The following is a 21,882-nucleotide window of genomic DNA, read 5'->3' as shown; positions in this document are numbered from 1 at the left end:
TTAAGCAGTCAGCACCAGACCGGCATCGGTATCAAATGAAACCCATACACGCTCATCATAAGTCAGCGGATTTTCGGTCTTGCGCACGGCATTCAAACTTGCAGCCTTGATGGTGCGGCCATTATCAAGACGCACATGGAAAACCGTCATATCGCCAAAATAGGCGATATCCCAAAGCTCTCCTTCAATCGCATTAACGGATGTTTCTTCCGGTTTTTCACGTGTAATGCGAGTTTTTTCAGGACGCACCGCATACCAGACCTTTTGGCCAGCAAAAAGCTGCTCGCGTGTTTCGGTTTGAATGTGGAACCCAAATTTTTCTGTGGCGATTTCGGCCTCACCATTCGCAGCCTTCACCACTTCACCTTCAATGATATTAACATTGCCGATAAAGTCAGCCACGAATTTTGAACGCGGCGCTTCATAAACTTCTGCAGGAGTTGCAACCTGCATGATGCGGCCCTTATCCATGACGGCAAGACGATCCGACATGGTCATGGCTTCTTCCTGATCATGCGTGACAACCATAAAGGTCAAACCAAGCTTGACTTGCAAATCCATAAGCTCAAACTGGGTTTCTTCCCGCAGCTTCTTGTCGAGCGCACCAAGCGGTTCATCAAGCAGCAATACTTTGGGACGCTTCGCCACCGCACGAGCCAAAGCCACACGCTGCCGCTGACCACCAGAAAGCTGATGCGGCTTGCGCTTGCCATATTGCTCAAGCTTTACGAGTTTAAGCATTTCAGCAACGCGCGCATCAATTTCCGACTTCGCCATGCCGTCCTGTTTGAGACCAAAGGCAATGTTCTTTTCAACGCTCATATGCGGAAACAGCGCATAGGACTGAAACATCATGTTCACCGGACGCTTATAGGGCGGAATACCGCGCATATCCTGCCCATCAAGCGTGATGCGACCGGAGGTCGGCTCTTCAAAACCCGCCAGCATGCGCATGAGCGTAGTCTTGCCACATCCCGATGCGCCAAGCAGCGCGAAAAACTCACGATGGAAGACATTAAGCGACAGACTATCAACGGCAGTAAAATCACCGAAAATTTTCGTCACATTTTCAAAAGAAATATAAGGCTTCGCTGCCGGATCATTCCAGGGCGCGAATTTGCGGCGAAAACTGCCAAAAGATTCCATTCCGTTCCCCTATCGACTTATCAGGAACCTGACATTTACAGGCATAGCCTGCCATTGATGCATAAAATGCATGAACAAGACGCAGAGCGGCTCACTTTATGCACAGTGAGCCGCTCTTCATAATTTGACGCGATCATTCCCGATCTGCCAAACAAAACCGTCTTATTATCCGTCTGTTACTGGCCTGTGACGATCTTGGTCCAGGCACGCGTAACATAACGCTGCGTTTTTGAATCGTAAGGTGTCGGCACAAAAAGCTTTTCCAGAACCTCTTCGCTTGGATAGATTTCAGGATCATCGAGAATTTCCTTGTCGATGAATTCCTGCGAGGCCTTGTTGCCATTGGCATAGAAGACAAAATTCGATGCTTTGGCAGCAACATCCGGGCGCATTATATAATTGATGAATTCAAGCGCTTCCGGCACATGCTTTGAATCAGCCGGGATCGCCATCTGATCAAACCACATCAAAGCGCCTTCTTTCGGAATCGAATAACCAATCTCTACGCCCTGATTGGCCTTTTCCGCACGATCACGCGCCTGGAAAATATCACCCGAATAACCAACCGCCATGCAGATATCGCCATTGGCCAATGCATTGATATATTCTGATGAATGGAATTTGCGAATATTTGGACGAATTTTCAGATAAAGCTCCTGCGCCTTTTCCATATCATCAGCCGATGGAGAATTTGGATCAAGGCCGAGATAATTCAGCGCCGGACGCAGCATTTCACTTGATGTATCCAGAAGATAAATACCGCAATCCTTCAGCTTTGCAGATATTTCAGGATTATATAGCACGTCCCAGGAATCGATCGTGTCGGTTCCGAGTGCTTCCTTGATCTTGGCCTTATTATAGCCAATACCGGTCGTTCCCCACATATAGTTGATGGAATATTCATTGCCCGGATCATAGATTGCAGCACGATTTGAAATTTCGTCCCACATATTCTTGAGGTTCGGCAACTTGTCCTTATCAAGTTTCAGAAACACGCCCGCAGGAATCTGACGTCCAAGAAATTCACCCGATGGCACGACAATATCGTAACCACTGCCACCGGCAAGAAGCTTGGTTTCAAGAATTTCATTGGAATCGTAAACATCGTAAACGACCTTGATGCCGGTTTCCTTGGTGAAATCCTTAAGGATCGAATCGTCGATGTAATCCGACCAGTTATAAATATTGACGACCCGCTCCTGCGCGCTTGCGGGAAATGCAGCGACTGCAAGGCAAGACGCCATGGTTGTCGCCAGAAGAAAGGATTTCATCCTCATCGCGTGCTCCATTCTGCACCATATTTTCCGGTACAGCTCAAGGGTGGGTAAACTGTTTCAGCTGCACCTTTTTAGATTGCGCAGCATTCGTCAACCGGTAGATGACAAGACAAACATAAAAAATGCCACCCAAGTGCTCTGGTGCTGAAATATCAAGGCACTATTGAAAGTCAAAAGCCGACAATCCCGCCACCATTTCATCTAGTCCCAACGGACGAGTAAGCGGCGGCTCCGCACGTGTAATACAGCCCTGCCGCTCGCAAAGCCGACACGCCGGACCAATTTCGGCCAGACCAATTTCGTTACGCGAATGATCACCTCTGCCATAGATTGTCTCGGCACCGGCATCAATTGAACAGCCAAGCAGAATAGCCGTACGCCGGGGGCGTTCATTGAATGCGCCTTGTGGTCCTTCAAGCGTTCGTGCAATCGTCAGGAAAGCGGAGCCATCGGGCAGTTCAACAGGCTCGACCAACACCTGCCCGGCCTGCGTAAAAGCAGCATAGACCGGCAATTTGGGGCATTGACCACCAAAACGAACCGGAAAACCTTCAGCACCCACCATGCGCAAACGATTGCCAGCATGATCGATTTCCATCAGAAAAAATGCTAAAGCTGCATTACCCTGCCGTTGCAGCGTTGTCAGCCGGTTTGCCGCTTGCTGAAACGACACGCCAAAGCGCGAACGCAACACGTCAACATCATAGCGCATTCGCACCGCCGCATCGCGAAACTGTCGATAGGGCATCATCAATGCCTGTGCCGCATAACGCGCCAGTTCAAAACGCGCGATGCGCCTGGCCTCACTGGAGGAGAGTTTCAACCCTTCCGTTTCAGCACCGATCATCACCTGCATGCGAATAAGCGCTGCTTCCATGGCAATTTCCTGCAACTGATCAAACGGCGATAATCGTTCAGAAATAAACAATCGCTGAGAATGACGGTCATAACGTCTGCGCCAGTTTGGCATGGTTGCAACAGGCAGCGTGCGCACGGTGATGCCATGTTCGCGCTGAAGCCAGTTTTTCAACGCACCCAGCAAGTCACCATCGGGTTTGAGCAAGCCATAAAAGCTTTCCGCCTCTTCTTCGATACGCGGATAATGATTGGGCCGCCGTGCCATGACATCATGCACCTCATCAAGCGGCAAACGTGTTGCAGAAAGCTGCGCATCGCTCCCCTCATGCGAAAGCAGTTGTGACAGATCAGAAAGGCGCTGCTGTTGCTCTCGATAGGCACGGTAAAGCTTGACGATACCGCTGGCTGCATTGGGTGCGGCCTCACCGATCTCCACCAGCTCCTGATCGCCCGGCAGCTCCCCCGTCAACAAAGGATCGGAAAAGACCTCTTTCAGACCGGCAATCATCGTGCCGCTTTCTGACTGGAGGCTGTCGAGATCGAGCTTGTAAACGCTGGCAAGTTTCAACAGCAGCTGCACTGTCAACGGACGCTGGTTGCGCTCAATGAGATTGAGATAAGAGGGCGAAATTCCAAGCGCTTCAGCCATTGAGGTCTGCGTCAGCCCCCGCTCATTGCGGATACGTCTTATGCGTGGACCGGCAAATATCTTGCGTTCGCTCATCCAGCCCTCCCGAACCAAAACAGTAATTTTTACAATTCATGACAAAATACCTGTAAAACCCATATTTTACAATATTTACAAATTTACAGATCGTCGCAGTCAATTTTCAGACAGCGTGACCTCAATTATTTGCCTGTTTTACTGCTTTTACTGGCTGTTCAAGCATTTGAATTGTAAATCTGGTCACAGAAAGAGCGGCGATAATCTGCTTTTACAAAACCTGATCCAAGTGTGAGGAGACACCGAAATGACAGATTTTTACAGCCTGATCCCTTCGGCACCCAAAGGCCGCTTTGACGGTATCCAGCGTGCACATACAGCCGAAGATGTGAAAAGGCTGCGCGGTTCGGTAGAGATCAAATATTCGCTGGCCGAGATGGGTGCAAGCCGTCTGTGGAAACTGATCCATGAAGAAGATTTCGTCAATGCGCTTGGTGCACTTTCCGGCAATCAGGCCATGCAGATGGTTCGTGCTGGCCTGAAGGCAATCTATCTTTCCGGTTGGCAGGTTGCAGCAGATGCAAACACGGCTTCAGCCATGTATCCCGACCAGTCACTTTATCCGGCCAATGCTGCGCCTGAGCTGGCAAAACGCATCAACAAGACGTTGCAGCGTGCCGACCAGATCGAAACCGCAGAAGGCAAAGGTCTATCAGTTGATACATGGTTTGCACCAATCGTCGCCGATGCGGAAGCAGGCTTCGGCGGACCGCTGAATGCATTCGAGATCATGAAAGCCTTTATCGAGGCAGGTGTCGCAGGCGTACATTATGAAGACCAGCTGGCATCTGAGAAAAAATGCGGACATCTTGGCGGCAAGGTTCTGATTCCGACTGCAGCCCATATTCGCAACCTCAATGCTGCACGTCTGGCTGCTGACGTGATGGGCACAGCAACATTGGTCATCGCCCGTACGGATGCGGAAGCCGCCAAGCTTCTGACTTCGGATATTGACGAGCGCGATCAGCCTTTTGTTGATTATGGTGCAGGCCGCACGGCGGAAGGCTTCTATCAGGTGAAAAACGGCATCGAGCCCTGTATCGCCCGTGCGATTGCCTATGCGCCCTATTGTGATCTGATCTGGATGGAAACATCCAAGCCCGATCTCGAACAGGCAAGGCGTTTTGCAGAAGCCGTACACAAGGCCCATCCGGGCAAGAAACTTGCTTATAATTGCTCGCCGTCTTTCAACTGGAAAAAGAACCTCGACGACGCAACAATTGCGAAGTTCCAGCGTGAGCTGGGTGCGATGGGCTACAAGTTCCAGTTCATCACGCTTGCAGGCTTCCATCAGCTCAACTTCGGCATGTTCGAACTGGCACGTGGCTACAAGGACCGCCAAATGGCAGCTTACTCTGAACTGCAACAGGCAGAATTTGCGGCAGAAGCCAATGGCTACACTGCAACCAAACACCAGCGTGAAGTCGGCACAGGTTATTTCGATGCCGTATCCCTCGCAATAACCGGCGGCCAGTCTTCGACAACCGCTATGAAGGAATCCACCGAAACAGCCCAGTTCCGTCCGGCTGCTGAGTAAAAAAGGGAGACATATTATGGCATCGATTGCACGTGTTAAAGAAAGAGCAGAAGAGCAATCAACATTGATGAGCACCGACCAGCAAAGTGCCATCCGTATGCTGGCCAACGATCTGCATCGTCTTAATCAGTCGGTCATGAAAGCGGTTGAGGCTGGCGTTTCAGTGGAACTGGTTCGCTCTGCCCGACATCATGGCGGCGAAGGGAACTGGGGTGACCTTCTGATTCCAGTTATTGTTACCCGAAACCCATGATGCGCCAAAAAAACAGATAATAGCTTGATATACCAGTTCATTCATGTTGAACTGACTGCACTGACCTCCCCGGCTGGCTTTGCCAGTCGGGTGTTTTTTTACATAAGCAGGTAATTTTTGGGCTCTGGCAGTTCAGGCAGGTTCGTCTCACCCATTGCTTCACGCAGATTGATTTCGATCGTGTCAGCAATTGCTCCAATTGGCAGATCATTGGGTAATGTACCAAACGGCTCTTCGAGCTCATCCCCCAGCGCATCAAGGCCAAAGAATGTGTAAGCGACCAGTGTGGTTGCGAAAGGCGTACCCCAGCCAAGCATATCTGCAAAGCCAAATGGAATGAAAAAACAAAACAGATAGGCAGTGCGGTGCAAGAGCAACGTATATCCGAAAGGCACGGGCGTAAAACGCAATCGCTCAGAAGCAGCCTGCACTTCAGAAAGGGCATTTACAGATGCATTCAATGTCTGAAAATCAATCGCTTCAATGCGTCCGCTACCACGTAATTCTGCAAGCATTACGCCAATCTTGCGCAAGATAAAATCAGGCCCGTTACGGCTTGCTTCAAAGGCTTGTTGCTCATCACGCGTCAACCATTTGCAGGCTTTTTCCTGTTTATCATCGGGGCGTAAATGGGGCACTATGGATTGCGTGAAAGCGATTATATAATGAAGCAGCTTTTCACGCTTCCCTTCCATACCCGGCAACTGATCAAGAACCAGCGTCTCACGTGCAAAACTTCGTGTAACATAGACCAGTTTGCCAAAAACCTTGCGCGCCTCCCACCAGCGGTCGTAACAGGCATTGTTGCGGAACCCCAGAAAGATCGAAAGAGCAATGCCAAGCAGCGCAAATGCAGTGCCATTATTGAATGATGGAACCCATCCAGGAAAGACACGATGCGCCCAGACAACAGCCATCGACAGAGCAAAGACCGCAAAAATCTGAGGTAGTATCCGCGTAACAATAGAACCTTTAAGGATGAAGAATAATTTCCACAAAGCCGGGCGCGGCCGAATGATCATGACATTTTGTCCAGAACACGATTGGAAGCATTGCCTATACTCCCAAAATCTGGCGTTCCACCAGCCTTAGTTTAACAATTTTTGCAGCTCACTCCATGCCTCATTCCTGGTTGGCACACCCATGCCACCTTTTTGTCGCTCAGCATTGCGGTTCAATCGTGCAAAGACGACCTTTTCGCCATCTTTTTCTGCCCATCCAACATACCAGCCAAATTGTCGTTCGCGGTTGATTTCACCTTTTACATTCCGCTCCATGCCGGAACCGGTTTTTCCATGCACAATCCAGCCATTGTCCAGAGCATTGACAGGTAGAATTTGCATGGCTTTTTCTGCTGCTTGCGCAGAAACCGGCAATTGCCCATTTACAAGCTTACGCATGAATGCAACCTGTTCTTCTGGCGATATTTCAAGCGAGGAACTGATCCATGCGCGCTGCATACCGTTGTTCTTACCCGGATCGCCACTCAGATCACGATTGCCGTAATTGATTTGATCTGTATATTTCTGAAAATTATTTTCCCCAAGCCTGCGGGTCAGTTCCTGCGAAAACCATACCACTGACTGGTCCTGCCAATATGCCGGATCTACTGATTGCTTCCATGACGGACGCCAAGACGGATATTCCTGCCTGTAAGGCCAGACTGGTTGATGCGCATTTTCAAGAATACCACTTTCAAAACCCATCACAGCCAGAGGTATTTTAAAAGTTGATGCCGGGCTGACGCGGGTTGCGCAACCCTCTCCTTCTTTCACCAGCACCCTGCCGCTCTCTGGCTCAACAACCAGCATACAGGCCATAGTCTTTTCATAAGCATGTGCCTGAATGCCCATTATCGGAGACACACCCAAGAGCGCAACAATCAGACGGGCAAACCACGCACGCATTTTCCACATGACGAAATTCCTCAAATTCTTTAAATACAGATTGTTTTGTCAATCATGGCAAAAGAATATCGCAAGCACCGTAATCCCCGAATATACTTGCTATTTTACGCAAGCTTCATTTGTCAATGCGGGCTTGCGCAGCTATCATAGTCTCATAAGAAATCATTTTTTGGTGTTGGATGTCTGCTGATACGACGGAAAAGAAGGTAACGCGCGCGCAGCGTCGCCGTACGCCTGTTTATGTCAAATCGCTTCGTGGTGTGAAGAACTGGAAGCAAGCTACAGAGTGGCTGGCCTGGCGTGACATTGAAGACATCGAGTGCATCACCCCCGATCAGGCCGGCGTTGCCCGTGGCAAGATGATGCCATCCAAAAAATTTACATCGAATACTTCTCTGGCGCTGCCATCGGCTGTTTTCATGACCACCATCTCGGGAGATTACCCTGAAGATGGTCATGGTTTCCATTACCCGGAAAATGACGGCGATCTGAAACTGATGCCCGACCTTTCCACCCTCTCCGCTGTACCATGGGAATCCGATGCTACAGCACAGGTTATCTGTGATCTGGTTTATCAGGATGGACGAGCGGTCGAATTTACTCCGCGAAATGTGCTACGCTCAGTTGTCGCAGCCTATAACAAACGTGGCCTCAAGCCTGTCGTAGCGCCTGAAATCGAGTTTTATCTGGTGCGCAAAAACCCCGACCCGGATTATCCGCTGACCCCGCCGGTTGGTCGGTCTGGCCGTGCGATTGGCGGCGGACAAGGTTATTCTATTGCTGGGGTCAATGAGTTCGACGAACTGATCGATGACATTTATCATTTTTCCGAAGGTCAGGGACTTGAGATCGATACGCTGATCCACGAAGAAGGCGCGGCACAGCTTGAAATCAATCTGCGCCATGGGGATCCGGTTGAGCTGGCCGATCAGGTTTTCATGTTCAAGCGGACAATTCGTGAAGCTGCTTTAAAACATGATATGTATGCAACCTTCATGGCCAAGCCCATTCAGGGCCAGCCCGGTTCTGCCATGCATATCCATCAGTCGATTGTCGATAAGAAAACCGGACGCAACATCTTCTCCAACGAAGATGGCAGCGAAAGTGAAGCCTTCCGTCATTTCATCGGCGGCATGCAGCGCCATGTGCCCAATGCGCTTGTGATGTTTGCGCCCTATGTCAACTCCTATCGTCGGTTGACGCCGGATGCGTCCGCCCCGGTCAATGTGAAATGGGGCTATGACAACCGGACCACTGCTTTCCGCGTGCCCCGCTCGGAACCGGGTGGCCGCCGTGTTGAAAACCGGATTCCATCATCTGATGCAAACCCTTATCTGGCACTGGCTGCCTCGCTTGCCTGCGGGTTGATCGGCCTGGTCAACAAGATCGAAGCAGATCAGCCGGCATCGACCAGCGTCAACACCAAGGAAATCGATCTGCCGCGTGGCCTTATCGAAGCGGTGCAACTGTTTGAAAATGATCAGGAATTGCGCAATCTTTTCGGCAATTCATTCGTGACCACTTATGCGGCAATCAAGCGGGCCGAGTTTGAAACTTTCATGGAAGTTATCAGCCCGTGGGAACGCGAATTCCTGCTGCTCAACGTCTGAGCGTTCCCGCATGTCCAATCAGCAACCCTATCAAAGCCCAATTTCACCCGGCCTGTCGTGGTATGAAACAAGCGTTTCAGAACGCCCACAATATCCTGAGCTTGATGGTGCGCAGCAAGCAGATGTCATCGTTATTGGCGGTGGCTATACAGGACTTTCAGCCGCTTATTATCTTGCAAAACAGGGAGCCGATGTCGTTCTGATTGAGGCCGCCCGTTTTGGTGATGGAGCCTCAGGCCGCAATGGAGGTCAGTTCGGCACAGGACAACGCACCTGGGCCGAAGACCTTGAAGTGCAATATGGATTTGAGCGTGCAAAAGCTCTGTTTGATGTCGCGGAAGAAGCCAAACTCCATTTGCTTGACTTTGCCCGCACCCATGACATCGATATGGAATATATGCCCGGTCAGATATCAGCCGTGCACAAACCGCGTTATCTGAAGCAGTATCAGGCCCATGCGGAGGTGATGGCAACGCGGTTCAATTACCCCTATATTCGCTATGTTGAACGCAATGAAATGTCTAGGCTTCTCGGATCAGAACGTTATCATGGCGGTATTTATGATGCAGCTACGGGCCACATTCATCCGCTGAAATTGCTAATAGGGCTGGCGAAAGCGGCAAAAGCCGCTGGTGCACATATTTTTGAAAATACCAAAGCCACGAAGATAACGGCAGCAAGCGGTCGCGTTGAAGTTCAAACCCCTCGTGGCACTATTTCAGCAAAGAACGCTTTTCTTGCGGTCAATGCCCATGGCGGCACTCTTGAAGCAACAAGTGCCGCCCATGTCATGCCGATCCGGTCCTTTATGGGCGCCACCGCGCCTTTGGGCGATAACAGTCCGGTCATTCCCGGTGGCGAGTCGGTCGATGATTCACGCTTTGTCGTGCGCTATTTCCGCAAATCAAAGGATGGACGCCTGCTGTTTGGTGGGCGTGAAGCCTATACAGCAGACAACCCGCGTGACATCAGCGAACATATCCGCCGACAGATTACGGAAATCTATCCTGCGCTCGACAAAGTCGAAATTACACAAGCATGGGGTGGTTCAGTTGGCATCACCATACCACGCCAGCCATTTGTGCGCGAAGTAATGCCCGGGGTCATATCCGCAGGCGGGTATTCCGGTCATGGCGTCATACTCGCCAATTACATGGGCAGGCTTTATGCGGAAACGATGAGTGGTCAGCGTGAAAAGCTTAAGCTTTTTGAAGATTTGCGCATTCCTGCATTCCCGGGCGGTCGCATATTGCGCGCACCGCTTCTGTTTGCAGCACTGTCCTGGTATGCGCTGATGGATCGTATCTAACTGTTATCTATATGACCTCCTGTACAACTATCACAGGTTTTAACTCAAAACTCCGCCAACGCTTTTAAACGCTGGCGGAGTTTTAACAAAAATTGGGTCAGGACTCATAAAGCCTTTCCAGCAAGCGCCTTATGGTGCCAATCATTCAGATGTGCGATCTCTGAGTGCATATCTGTAATGAATTTTACAGCAACGTCGTTAGAATCGTCATCTGACGCAGAGGACGGCATGTTTAGATGTTTATTGGTTCCGACAGCCCTGAGTTCAGCAACAAGCTGATCGAGCATTGGACCATGCGATGTATATTCAGCTGATATATCCGTTATCGAATAGGATGTTATGGCATCACATAACCGCTCCATCGATGTGATAACCGGGTACCAGACCATAGCCTGCACACCTGCCGGCGGTGGGTCTCCAAGGGTCTTTTGCAAAGTGGCACGCATTTCAGCAAGTTTACCATAAGCAAGCCTGCGTGCAGCAACGAGATTGACAGGCCCGCTCTTCTCGTCAGCCGGTTTTGCACTCTTGAGCACCTGCTCAAGATAATGAGCCATAGCCTCTCTTGCCGCACTAAAACAGCGTTCAAAAGTTTCATATTTTCTTTTCGGCCAGATAAGGTAGCCAAAGACAATAACAATCGCTCCACCAGTCAGTGTATCGACAAGCCGCCAGATCGCATAATTAGCTTCCTTGGTTTCAGGGCTCACATAGTCGATCAGCACCAGAACGAGAGGCGTCAATACAAGCGAAAATACTGCATAGGACTTCTGGATTGCCCATGGTATGAGAAAAGCTATCGCCGTAAGGATCACAACAAAAGTTACCCCGAGCGGAACATAAATTAGAATTGCAGCTCCGATCAGCACGCCTGCGCTGGTACCAATACAGCGCAAAACTGTGCGTCCAAACACGGAGCCAAGATCTGGACGCATGACAATCACGATGGTCATTGGTATCCAGTACCAATGCGTCACCCGGTCAACAAAGTGAAATGAAAGACCAATCCCCAAGCATATCGCAAAGGCCAGTGCAGAAAGAATTGTATCTCTTCCAACACTCATAACATCCACCGTCATGCGCACCCTTTCAAAGAAAGGCGCTGCCTTTGGTGTCTGTACATTCATATTATTCAAGAGAAAAGTGCCCTTGTTGGTAATGCTCTCAGCAAGCTGATTAACAGCATTACCCACCCGCCCCTCATTCGTAACGATCTTATGCTGGTCAATACTCCCTTTTGCCAGCAACATATCATGCATAAGGCCGAGATTGCTTGCGGTCTTATTCAAAATATCGGTTTTATCTGTACCAAGTATCAGCGTGAAAAGTGCGTCTGCTTTCTGCACAATTGCAGCGGTCTGTTCGCTTTGTGGACTGGTTCCCCAGGCATTGAAACGGGTATGCAACATCATCTGGTAGAGCGCATTCAGCAAAGTCGTAACTTGTTCTCTATCCGCCTCAACCATGGTTCCATCAGCGCGTGCCTGTGCCAGTTTTTGCAGTGCACTCAGCAAATTGGTAAGAAGTTTACGACGCGGCGAATTTTCAGTAAGCAGCGCTTCTATGCCGAGCATCAATGCATAAAATACTGCACCCAGCATAAAGCTCGCAGCCAAGGGCATGTATGATTTAATGTCCGAGTTACACAAGGCAATTGTCCCGAGCATCAAAATCATCATGCAGCCTGAAGACAGCACGCTGTTATGAAAACTGATGATTGTCGAAAAAAATGCGAGCACCATCATAATGCCAATGATGACAATCCATGGCAAAAAGCCAAGATAACCAAGCATCAGCCCAAGAGCGCCACATATCGCCGCAATAAAGAGCTTTAGAATCGTGAACTGATAAGCCTCATCGCGTTCACCAGGCGCCAAGGTCATGGCACCCAAAGAAACGAACAAAGATTCGGGAACATGGTTGGTTGCAATGCCTATCGTCAATGGCAGGCCCACACCAATTGCCGTTCTTATCGAGCGACCCCACACCCATTTTGCAGGCTTGAATTCAACAAGTTGTTTCAGCCAATCTTTATTCGTGTATCCGACAGGGTTTTGTTGCATCGAAACTCACTTAGTCTTCATTACATTCTAATTCTAAAAGGGCGGTTGCAACTTAGGGTCAGGACTCATTAATTTGATGAGAATGGCATCTGAAATGACAAGATATGCCCAAGTATTCAAAGCGAGAGACGTGAGGACCGGGGTAGTTCCCCCGGTTGAGCGGCTCGACGCAGCAGATCACCAAGTCATTTCGATGTCCGAAGGATGTGGTCCATCCGCCCGGTCTACTTCGTCGGAAAGTCTTGAAAATGAACCACATTTCCTTCGCCTTTCCTTCTCGTATCCAAACGGATGGCCTCACACCATTCCCGTCAAATTAATGAGTCCTGACCCTAACCATCTAAATTATTTATTGCGACCCCTAAAGGCATAACAATAAAAGTAATTTTTCCAACCTCAACAAAGCCATGCAGCTTTGTTGAGATTAACGACCTGAAACCGGTCATACACTTTGAAAAGAGTAAAACAAATTTTGAAGAAATATATCTAAAATAGAGGCAAAACCACCAGAATACTAAACGGGAATTTCAGAAACCTGTTTGACAGTCTGGCTTGGAACATCTGTTTTCAAGCTTTGAACGCCTTTGATACGACTGAGATGCTCTGATTGAAAGCGCCTGTAATCTTCAATATTGGCCGCCACAACCCTGATCATCGCATCAAAATCGCCAAGCATGAAATAGCACTCAACAACCTGCGGCAATTTCAGGATTGCCGCAGCAAAAGTCTGCAATGTTTCCTCATCCTGCTGATCCAGACGAATGCGTACAAAAAAAGTCAGCCCCTTGCCAATCTTTGCCGGATTGAGCAGCGCTACATAACGATCAATAACACCAGCCTCTTCAAGCAGCCTTACGCGGCGCAGGCAAGGTGACGGCGACAACCCTACTTCCCGTGCCAGATCATTATTGGCAATACGGCCATTGCGCTGAAGAACGCGAAGAATCCGTCGATCAATATCATCCAGCTTCATTGGCTCTTGATTCCATTTACGCAAAAATTTGTAGCATATTCTGCCAAACAATGATGCATATAAACGATATTTGCAATCCGATTGCGCAGGAATTTGGCTATATTGCTCAATGGTCAGATAGATCAGGCAATGCATGAGGGGAGCTGAAAGGCTCGCAAACGGTAACTCTATGGATATTTCACAAGCCTACGCGCCACGGAAAAGCAAGACCTGGCGAAACTCGGAATTTCGCCGGGGCGCCGCTACCGGCTTTCCGGTTTTGCTCGGCATTGTTCCCTATGCGCTTGTTCTTGGTGCTCAAGCGGCCCAGAAAGGCCTGACGATTGTTGAAGTTCCTCTGATGACCGGCCTCAACTTTGCGGGCGGGTCCGAATTTGCAGCAATTCAGCTCTGGACGTCTCCACCGCATATTCTGCTGATCGCCGCCATTACATTTCTCGTTAACAGTCGTCACCTGCTGATGGGGGCTGCACTTGCTCCATTCATCCGGCATCTGCCCAAGCGCAAGGCTTTTGCGACATTGTTTCTGATGTGTGATGAAAACTGGGCTATCGGTATTGCAGACGCCAGACGCCGCAAGGCGAAAGGTATTAATCCTGCCCTGAGCCTCAAATTCTATGTCGGCGTTGCGATTCCGTTTTACATCGCATGGATATTCTTCACCACATTGGGCGCAGCCTTGGGACCGATGATGGGCGACATGCGTCCATATGGTTTCGACATGGCCTTCCCGGCTGTCTTTCTTGTGTTGCTTGCAGGTATGTGGAAAGGTGTGGCAGCAGCTCGCCCCTGGCTGGTGAGCCTTATAGTTGCCGCCCTCACCTATCTTACAATTCCCGGCGCCTGGTATGTCGCAGCCGGTGCTATTTCCGGCCTGATTGCCGCCTATGTTCTGGCAGGTGGCAAAAATGATTGATCCCATTGCCTTGATAGCCATTCTTGCGATGGCCAGCGTCACCTATCTCACACGTATCGGAGGCTATATACTGCTGCGCAATCGCACGCTGAGCAAACGGGCCGCAGCCGTTATGGAAGCAGCTCCAGGCTGCGTACTGATTTCGATTATTGCACCGGATTTCGTATCAGACAAACCTGCTGATCTGATTGCTCTTGCAATCACGATTTTTGCTGCGACACGCTTTTCAATGCTGCCAACCGTCATCATCGGCATCTGCTCGGCTGGCTTCTTCCGTTATATAATGGGCTAATTCCTTTGCGACAATTCACCCAAAATCCATTCCCGGAAAGCACGGATTTTGGGCATATTTCTTCGTGCTTTGGGATAAACCAGCCAATAAGCCTGTCCGTCATCGCAAAGAAGATCAAAAGGTTGGATAAGCTGCCCTGACGCCAGTTCAGCCGTGTGAAAAGCAGGCGTCAGGATACCCACTCCCTGCCCGGCCACGGCTGCCCGCCCTTCCAGATGCTGTGCACCATAGCGGCTGAATGACTGCCCCTGTATTGATGGGTTGTCAATCCCGGCAGCCTTATACCAGATTTTCCACCAGGGATCGGTGGGGTCAACCGCGCGAAGACGCAACAAATCAGCAGGTTCTTCAACACCTCCGATCGTGTCTATAAGCTTGGGACTAAGCATCGGTGAAAATTGCGCTTTGATCAGTTCATGCGCCTCAAGTCCCGGCCAGTTCCCCCTTCCACTGCGAATGGCCATATCGACATTCGAGGTTGAGAAATCGACCACGTCATTGGAAGTGTCCAAGCGAACTGCAAGCGCCGGATTCTGCATCTGGAACGATCCCAATCGCTGCACAAGCCAGTTTGATGCGAATGATATTACAGCGCTGATTGTCAAAATACCCTGTGTGTCTTCACGCGCTGATGCAAATGCAGTGCGCATCGTATCAAAGGCTTCGTTAATCTGAGGCGCAAGGCGCTTACCCAATTCTGTAAGCTCAACCTGCCGCGGCTTGCGCAAAAACAACGGTGCTCCCACACGCTCTTCCAAGAGTTTGATCTGATAGCTGACAGCAGCCTGCGTCATGCCAAGTTCCTTCGCTGCACGCGTAAAGCTCATATGACGGGACGCGGATTCAAAAACACGAACAGCTGAGAGCGGCGGTAAGGACAGTGCCATAATACATAAGTTCTCCTTATGCATTATAATCGAAGTTCGATTGGAAGACAACGCGTTAATCGGCAATAAACATAGCCATAGATTAACCAGACTATCAAAAAATCGAGATCGACCATGCGTGATGTTGAGATGCACTCATCAGCAGTTACCGTTGCTTGCCCTGAAAAAAAGCCGTCTTCTGGTTTGCGTGCGTGGATTACGCGCCTGTTCAGGCGCAAGCGCCACCATTATGTTCTCAGCAAATACTCTCCAGAATATTTGCTACACGACGTGGGCATTAAAGATGGACGGCCAACTCGTTATGACGGTGGCGGACATAAGTTACCCGAATGGTAATAATTACCTGTTTTGCTCATTATCCTACGCAAAACCGCTTCGCACTTTTGCTGGAAATATTTTAGCCCGTGACCACCGCAAAGCCACGTGCCTTCAAACCGCGCCGGTCTTCCCGAAGACTGTCGATCAGGCGAGACCGGCTTCCGCCCAAATGCGACATCATCAGATTTGTGGCATGTGCTGCATTTCCTTCGCGCACGGAATCAAGAATTGCATGATGCTGCTGCCAGGCACGCGCCAACGCATCGGTGTCCCGGACTTCAAGCCAACGCGCCCGGGATAGTCGCTGCATGGCATCCCGAACACCACGGCTTAAAAAGTCATTGCCAGAAAGACGTGCAAGCTCAATGTGAAAATCCATACCTACACGATGCCATTCTGCGCGTGTGCTCGCAGCATCGCAACTATCAAGCATTTCAGCAATCGCTTCGGCGCCGCTACGATCTTCCAGTGCACACGTAATTTTCAAAGCCGCAATTTCCAAGGCTTCACGATAGACACCAATCTGTTCAATTTCAGCAAGATTGATCGGCGAGACAGTCCAGCCACGCCCTTCGCGCCCGACCAGCCCCTCAGATTCAAGACGCAACAGCGCCGCCCGGATCGGCGTGCGCGATGCATTAAACTGCGCCTCGATCCAGCGCTCGGTCAGCCGCTCTCCCGGCCCCAGATCCAGTCCAAGGATCATATCGCGGAGCTGTTCTTCGACTTGACGCATCTGTGACATTGGACCCTCGATATTCTGGCAAACGCCTGATTGACAAGCAATCAGAACGGGCGCATGTGTGTATTCCAATTTGGTATCCCAAAATAGAATACAATTCAACCATACATCCAAGATACGGAACATTGCATGAGCACCCAGCACGCCTCAAACGGCGGCATGGCCACTATCGAAGCAAACGAAACACAAGAACGCTACTGGAAGCAGAACCTTCTCATATGCCTGATCGGTTCGTTCACCACGCTTGTTGCCATGTCACTGCTTCTGCCATTCCTGCCACTTTATGTTGCTCAGCTGGGCGTAACCAATGAAGCTGCAATCGTGCAATGGTCCGGTATTGCCTATGGCGCGACCTTTCTGGCGGCAGCAATTGTAGCACCGTTCTGGGGCAAGCTTGGTGACCTTTATGGACGCAAGCTGATGCTGATCCGTGCGAGCCTTGGCATGGCGATTGCCATGTCTTTGATGGGTATGGTCACGGATATATGGCAACTGGTTGCACTACGCCTGTTCGTCGGTATTGCGGGAGGCTATTCATCCGGCTCCATGATCCTCGTCGCCACCCAAACACCCAAGGACAAGACCGGCTGGGCGCTTGGTGCGCTTTCAGCCGGCATCATGGCCGGTAATCTCGCCGGCCCTTTGCTGGGCGGTGCCTTGCCGCCACTCATCGGTATCCGCGCAACTTTCTGGCTGGCTGGCAGCGTGATTTTCCTGACATTTCTTGGAACTACATTTCTGATACGCGAAGATCGCAAACCACCCAAACGGAGCAAGGAACAAAAGAAGCAATCGCTATGGGCGGCAGTTCCCGACCGCAGACCGGTTATAGCCATGCTGGCAACAGGTATGTTGCTGATGTTCGCCAATATGTCGATCGAGCCGATCATTACCGTCTATGTAATGCAGCTGATGGATGATCAAAGCAAAGTCACACTGATTTCCGGTATCGTAATGGCCGCGGCAGCGCTCGGCAGCATCCTGTCGGCCTCACGCATTGGCCGACTGGCAGATCGCATCGGCCATATCCGCGTTATCACTGGTGCTTTGATGATTGCAGCACTGCTGCTAATTCCGCAAGCCTTCGTAACTGAAGCCTGGCAGCTGATTGGTTTACGATTCCTGATGGGGCTGGCATTGGGCGGTCTTTTGCCCTGCATCAGCAGCGTCATCCGGCATAATGTTCCTGATCGCATCGCTGGCAGTGTCCTTGGACTTTCCGTTTCCGCACAATATGTCGGGCAGGTTGCGGGTCCGGTTGCCGGTGGCTTTGTCGGTGGGCAAATGGGTATGCCGTCCGTATTCATTGGCACCAGTATACTGATTGCAGCTGGTGCAGTGTATAACTGGGTGGCACTCAAACGCACCACCCAGAAGGATTACTAGGGTCAGGACCCATTAATTTGATGAGAATGGCATCTGAAATGACAAGATATGCAAGGAGAGACGTGAGGACCGGGGTGTTCCCCCCGGTTGAGCGGCTCGACGCAGCAGATCGTCACGTCATTTCGATGTCCGAAGGATGTGGCCCATCCACCCGGCCTACTTCGTCGTAAAGTCTTGAAAATGAACCACATTTCCTTCGCCTTTCCTTCTCGTATCCGAACGGATGGCCTCACACCATTCCCGTCAAATTAATGGGTCCTGACCCTAGCCAAAATGACTACTAGATCGAGTAGCCACCATCAACGTTGAGTGCCGTTCCTGTCACCATGGATGACGCATCAGAAGCAAGGAAGAGCGCGGCTTCGGCCACATCTTCCGGCTTTGAAAACCGACCCAAAGGAATGGTTTCTTTCAGATTTTTACGAGCCTGAGGTGTATCTTCTGCAAGAAACAAGCCCAGGGATTCACTGTCGCTTTCGGCTGGGCAGATGCAATTGACGCGAATATTTTTCTCTGCAAGCTCCAGTGCCATGGCCTTCGTCGCACTCACCACCCAGCCCTTTGAAGCTGCAAACCACGTCAGCCCCTTACGTGGGCGTTGTGCCATGGCGGAAGCAGTATTAATGATCACACCGCTGCCCTGATGCTCCATGATCGGTGCGACAAGCAATGTGGAATGATAAATCGCTTTCATATTGACCGCATTGATAAGATCAAAATTGTGCTCATCCACATCTGTCAAAGACATATTGCGATGGGTGAAACCAGCATTATTGACCATGATATCGATGCGACCGAATTTATCGAAAGCTGCACGCGCCAGCCGTTCCATATCGTCCTTGCGTGAAACATCAGCCTGCACTGACAAGGCATTTGAGCCAATGCTGGCAAGCTCGTCTTCAAGACGCTTGACATTGACATCGGCCAGCACAACCTTTGCACCTTCGGTTGCAAAGCGTCGCGCTATGGCAGAACCAAAACCAGATCCCGCACCTGTAATAATCGCAACCTTATCCTGCAACCTCTTCATGTCATTCTCCTTTTGCGGATGAAAGATATGATCCGCCTGTCAAATCAGTAAAGTTTTCTTCAGCACAGATATGTTCATGCATGAATATGACTCTATGTTGAACATGTCATCTATGCATATGCGGTTAACTGGAAGGCAAAGACAGCCATAATTGGCAGCACTCACGAGAATCTTATGTTGGACAATTGAATTTAAATCGATTAGATCATAGACAAATGCTGCGTAAAAATCACAATCTGCTATGAGCAAAGTGATTTGCGTCAGAAGTAGAAGAGAGCAATATATGACCAGCCAGATAATACCGGTAGAGCCTTTCGATTGTATTGTGTTCGGTGGTTCCGGCGATCTTGCCGAACGCAAACTGATTCCTGCACTGTATCAGCGCCAGCGTGCCGGTCAGCTCAGTGAACCAACGCGCATCATCGGCGCTTCGCGCAGCGCCATGAGTGATGAAGAATATCGCAAATTTGCACGCGATGCCATCAATGAGCATGTAAAGCCTGCCGAAATTGATGCAAAGGAAGTCGAGACTTTTATTGCTCGCCTGACCTATGTTGCAGTTGATGCAAAATCTGAAAATGGCTGGGCGGCTCTGAAAGATGCAATTGGCAAGAAGCCTGAAAAGATTCGTGCATTCTATCTGGCTGTCAGCCCGTCTTTGTTCGGCGATATTGCAAGCCGTCTCAAAACGCATGGCCTTATCACCCGCGACACACGCATCATCGTTGAAAAGCCGATTGGCCGTGATCTTGAATCCGCCAATGCTCTCAATGACACTATTGGCAGTGTCTTCCGCGAGGATCAGATTTTCCGTATTGACCATTATCTGGGCAAGGAAACCGTTCAGAATCTGATGGCCCTGCGCTTTGCCAATGCGCTTTATGAACCGCTGTGGAATTCCGCACATATTGATCATGTGCAGATTACGGTTGCTGAATCTGTCGGCCTTGAAGGCCGTGCCGGTTATTACGACACTGCCGGCGCATTACGCGATATGGTGCAGAACCATATTCTCCAGCTTCTTTGCCTCGTGGCCATGGAACCTCCTTCGTCGCTCGAAGCCGATGCTGTACATGACGAAAAGGTCAAGGTACTGCGTTCCCTCAAGCCAATCACAGCAGCCAATGTGGAAGAAGTCACAGTGCGCGGGCAATATCGTGCCGGTGCATCTGCAGGCGGCCCTGTCAAAGGCTATCTTGAAGACCTTGGCAGCGACGACAGCAACACGGAAACTTTTGTTGCCATCAAGGCTGAAATCAATAATTGGCGCTGGGCTGGCGTTCCGTTTTACATGCGTACGGGCAAGCGTCTCGCATCGCGTGTTTCGGAAATCGTCGTCACTTTCAAACCAATCCCGCATTCAATCTTTGGTGACAATGCAGGCAAGGTCGTGGCCAACCAGCTCGTGATCCGCCTGCAACCGGATGAAGGCGTCAAGCAATGGCTGATGATCAAGGATCCGGGTCCGGGCGGAATGCGTCTTCGTCATGTTCCACTGGATATGAGCTTTGCCGAGTCGTTTCATGAACGCAACCCGGATGCCTATGAACGGTTGATCATGGATGTTGTGCGCGGCAATCAGACGCTGTTCATGCGTCGTGATGAAGTGGAAGCGGCATGGCGCTGGGTTGATCCTATTCTCAATGGCTGGGATGTGAACAACCAGCAGGTTCAAGGCTATACATCAGGCACCTGGGGTCCATCTTCGTCGATCGCACTTATCGAGCGCGATGGCCGGACCTGGCACGAAAGCTGAGAATGCAAAGACCGGAGACGTTGACAGACATTTCCGGATCAGTCTTTGTGCCAGAAAAGAAAGGGCGAACGCGCGTATCTGATGAAAGCGTGTTCGCGCTGGATATATGGACTTGAAAGGTACGGCATGAGCATCGAACGGCACGATTTTACCAGCGGGACAGAACTGGCGCAATCGCTCTCAGAAGCAATTGCGGACAAGCTCTCAAACGCTATCGCTGAACGGGGGCAGGCAACAATCGCTGTTTCCGGCGGCACGACGCCGCTTAAGCTGTTCGATATTCTCTCGCGCAAGATGATCGACTGGACACTCGTCACCATCACGCTCGTTGATGAACGTTTCGTCGCACCAACCAATGAGCGATCAAACGAAAAGCTGGTGCGTGATCATCTTTTGCGCGATCATGCTGGCGTTGCGAAATTTGTCGGTCTTTATAATCCCGCGGCAACTGTTGAAACTGCGGCGCTTGCTGCGGCCAGCCGCATAGATGCATTGCGCCGTCCGTTTGACGTTGTTGTACTTGGCATGGGCAATGATGGTCATACCGCCTCGTTCTTCCCCAATGCAGACAGGCTCGATCAGGCAATTGATCCGAAAACCAAAGCCGTTGTCTTACCAATTCACGCAGAAGGTGCCGGAGAGAAGCGCCTGACGCTGACATTGCCACTGCTGGTGGAAGCAGACATGCTGGTCCTGCATATCGAAGGTGCTGCCAAACAGGCAACACTGGAAAAAGCTTTGGCCAGCGACGACGAAAACGAAATGCCGGTGCGCGCTGTGTTCCATCACGCACGCAAACCAATACAACTCTACTGGACAAGCTGACGGTTCCTTGAAACGCGCTCGTTTGCGTTGGGGACTGTGAATATTTCTATTTAACCACAGGCAAGCCTGGCAT

At 50.4% G+C, this 21,882-nt stretch carries 20 protein-coding genes; 10 read left to right on the top strand and 10 right to left on the bottom strand.

Annotation, left to right across the window (positions count from 1 at the left end; genetic code table 11):
* The 3 genes from FHY56_RS00395 to FHY56_RS00385 form a co-directional block, all read right to left on the bottom strand.
* Window positions 1–1,146 carry an ABC transporter ATP-binding protein gene (locus FHY56_RS00395; RefSeq protein ID WP_140903213.1) on the bottom strand — a complete coding sequence of 382 codons (1,146 nt, stop codon included), beginning with the start codon at window positions 1,144–1,146 and terminating at the stop codon, window positions 1–3.
* A gap of 176 nt (window positions 1,147–1,322) precedes the next feature.
* Window positions 1,323–2,423 carry a polyamine ABC transporter substrate-binding protein gene (locus FHY56_RS00390; protein WP_140903212.1) on the bottom strand — a complete coding sequence of 367 codons (1,101 nt, stop codon included), beginning with the start codon at window positions 2,421–2,423 and terminating at the stop codon, window positions 1,323–1,325.
* Window positions 2,424–2,583: 160 nt separating this feature from the next.
* The gene (locus FHY56_RS00385; RefSeq protein ID WP_140903211.1) at window positions 2,584–4,005 is read right to left on the bottom strand and encodes a helix-turn-helix domain-containing protein; all 1,422 of its coding nucleotides are present in this window, start codon (window positions 4,003–4,005) and stop codon (window positions 2,584–2,586) included.
* A gap of 247 nt (window positions 4,006–4,252) precedes the next feature.
* On the opposite strand from FHY56_RS00385, the gene aceA reads away from it, so the two are divergent.
* Together aceA and FHY56_RS00375 are read left to right on the top strand one after the other, a co-directional pair.
* Window positions 4,253–5,542: an isocitrate lyase gene (gene aceA, locus FHY56_RS00380; RefSeq protein ID WP_140903210.1), complete on the top strand. Its 1,290-nt coding sequence runs from the start codon at window positions 4,253–4,255 to the stop codon at window positions 5,540–5,542.
* A 16-nt stretch (window positions 5,543–5,558) separates the two neighbouring features.
* Window positions 5,559–5,795, top strand: coding sequence for an SMc00767 family acetate metabolism repressor (locus FHY56_RS00375; protein WP_140903209.1), 237 nt, complete (start codon window positions 5,559–5,561; stop codon window positions 5,793–5,795).
* A gap of 98 nt (window positions 5,796–5,893) precedes the next feature.
* Here FHY56_RS00375 and FHY56_RS00370 read toward each other — a convergent pair whose 3' ends face one another.
* Entirely contained in the window at window positions 5,894–6,817 is a 924-nt protein-coding gene (locus tag FHY56_RS00370) for a bestrophin family protein (protein ID WP_140903208.1), read from the bottom strand.
* Window positions 6,818–6,883: 66 nt separating this feature from the next.
* Window positions 6,884–7,711: a class D beta-lactamase gene (gene blaOXA, locus FHY56_RS00365; RefSeq protein WP_140903207.1), complete on the bottom strand. Its 828-nt coding sequence runs from the start codon at window positions 7,709–7,711 to the stop codon at window positions 6,884–6,886.
* A gap of 170 nt (window positions 7,712–7,881) precedes the next feature.
* Between blaOXA and FHY56_RS00360 the strand changes: the two genes are divergently transcribed.
* A complete protein-coding gene (locus FHY56_RS00360; protein ID WP_140903206.1) occupies window positions 7,882–9,312 on the top strand; it encodes a glutamine synthetase family protein in 1,431 nt (476 codons plus the stop codon).
* Window positions 9,313–9,322: 10 nt separating this feature from the next.
* Window positions 9,323–10,621: an NAD(P)/FAD-dependent oxidoreductase gene (locus FHY56_RS00355; protein WP_140903205.1), complete on the top strand. Its 1,299-nt coding sequence runs from the start codon at window positions 9,323–9,325 to the stop codon at window positions 10,619–10,621.
* 104 nt (window positions 10,622–10,725) lie between these two features.
* On the opposite strand, the gene FHY56_RS00350 is transcribed toward FHY56_RS00355, so the two are convergent.
* Together FHY56_RS00350 and FHY56_RS00345 are read right to left on the bottom strand one after the other, a co-directional pair.
* Window positions 10,726–12,684 carry an FUSC family protein gene (locus tag FHY56_RS00350; RefSeq protein ID WP_140903204.1) on the bottom strand — a complete coding sequence of 653 codons (1,959 nt, stop codon included), beginning with the start codon at window positions 12,682–12,684 and terminating at the stop codon, window positions 10,726–10,728.
* A 514-nt stretch (window positions 12,685–13,198) separates the two neighbouring features.
* On the bottom strand, window positions 13,199–13,657 hold the full coding sequence (locus FHY56_RS00345; protein WP_140903203.1) for an Lrp/AsnC family transcriptional regulator: 459 nt from the start codon (window positions 13,655–13,657) through the stop codon (window positions 13,199–13,201).
* 169 nt (window positions 13,658–13,826) lie between these two features.
* On the opposite strand from FHY56_RS00345, the gene FHY56_RS00340 reads away from it, so the two are divergent.
* Together FHY56_RS00340 and FHY56_RS00335 are read left to right on the top strand one after the other, a co-directional pair.
* Window positions 13,827–14,573 carry an AzlC family ABC transporter permease gene (locus FHY56_RS00340; RefSeq protein ID WP_140903202.1) on the top strand — a complete coding sequence of 249 codons (747 nt, stop codon included), beginning with the start codon at window positions 13,827–13,829 and terminating at the stop codon, window positions 14,571–14,573.
* Window positions 14,566–14,865, top strand: coding sequence for an AzlD family protein (locus FHY56_RS00335; RefSeq protein WP_140903201.1), 300 nt, complete (start codon window positions 14,566–14,568; stop codon window positions 14,863–14,865). The genes FHY56_RS00340 and FHY56_RS00335 overlap by 8 nt, the downstream gene beginning before the upstream one ends.
* Here the strand turns inward: FHY56_RS00335 and FHY56_RS00330 are convergent.
* Entirely contained in the window at window positions 14,862–15,752 is an 891-nt protein-coding gene (locus FHY56_RS00330; RefSeq protein ID WP_140903200.1) for a LysR substrate-binding domain-containing protein, read from the bottom strand. The two genes, FHY56_RS00335 and FHY56_RS00330, sit on opposite strands and share 4 nt — an antisense overlap.
* Window positions 15,753–15,866: 114 nt before the next feature.
* On the opposite strand from FHY56_RS00330, the gene FHY56_RS00325 reads away from it, so the two are divergent.
* Window positions 15,867–16,088, top strand: coding sequence for a hypothetical protein (locus FHY56_RS00325; RefSeq protein ID WP_140903199.1), 222 nt, complete (start codon window positions 15,867–15,869; stop codon window positions 16,086–16,088).
* A gap of 61 nt (window positions 16,089–16,149) precedes the next feature.
* Here FHY56_RS00325 and FHY56_RS00320 read toward each other — a convergent pair whose 3' ends face one another.
* Window positions 16,150–16,815 (bottom strand): GntR family transcriptional regulator, encoded by a 666-nt coding sequence (locus FHY56_RS00320; RefSeq protein ID WP_140903198.1) that lies wholly within the window; start codon window positions 16,813–16,815, stop codon window positions 16,150–16,152.
* 126 nt (window positions 16,816–16,941) lie between these two features.
* Between FHY56_RS00320 and FHY56_RS00315 the strand changes: the two genes are divergently transcribed.
* Window positions 16,942–18,198: a multidrug efflux MFS transporter gene (locus tag FHY56_RS00315; protein WP_140903197.1), complete on the top strand. Its 1,257-nt coding sequence runs from the start codon at window positions 16,942–16,944 to the stop codon at window positions 18,196–18,198.
* A gap of 280 nt (window positions 18,199–18,478) precedes the next feature.
* Here FHY56_RS00315 and FHY56_RS00310 read toward each other — a convergent pair whose 3' ends face one another.
* Entirely contained in the window at window positions 18,479–19,228 is a 750-nt protein-coding gene (locus FHY56_RS00310) for a glucose 1-dehydrogenase (protein WP_140903196.1), read from the bottom strand.
* A gap of 283 nt (window positions 19,229–19,511) precedes the next feature.
* Between FHY56_RS00310 and zwf the strand changes: the two genes are divergently transcribed.
* Window positions 19,512–20,984, top strand: coding sequence for a glucose-6-phosphate dehydrogenase (gene zwf / locus FHY56_RS00305; protein WP_140903195.1), 1,473 nt, complete (start codon window positions 19,512–19,514; stop codon window positions 20,982–20,984).
* Window positions 20,985–21,110: 126 nt separating this feature from the next.
* Window positions 21,111–21,809, top strand: coding sequence for a 6-phosphogluconolactonase (gene pgl / locus FHY56_RS00300; protein WP_140903194.1), 699 nt, complete (start codon window positions 21,111–21,113; stop codon window positions 21,807–21,809).
* Window positions 21,810–21,882: the final 73 nt, after the last annotated feature.

Source organism: Brucella gallinifaecis, from assembly GCF_006476605.1.
GTDB classification, from domain to species: Bacteria; Pseudomonadota; Alphaproteobacteria; order Rhizobiales; family Rhizobiaceae; genus Brucella; species Brucella gallinifaecis.
This window is presented reverse-complemented; position numbering and strand designations above follow the sequence as displayed.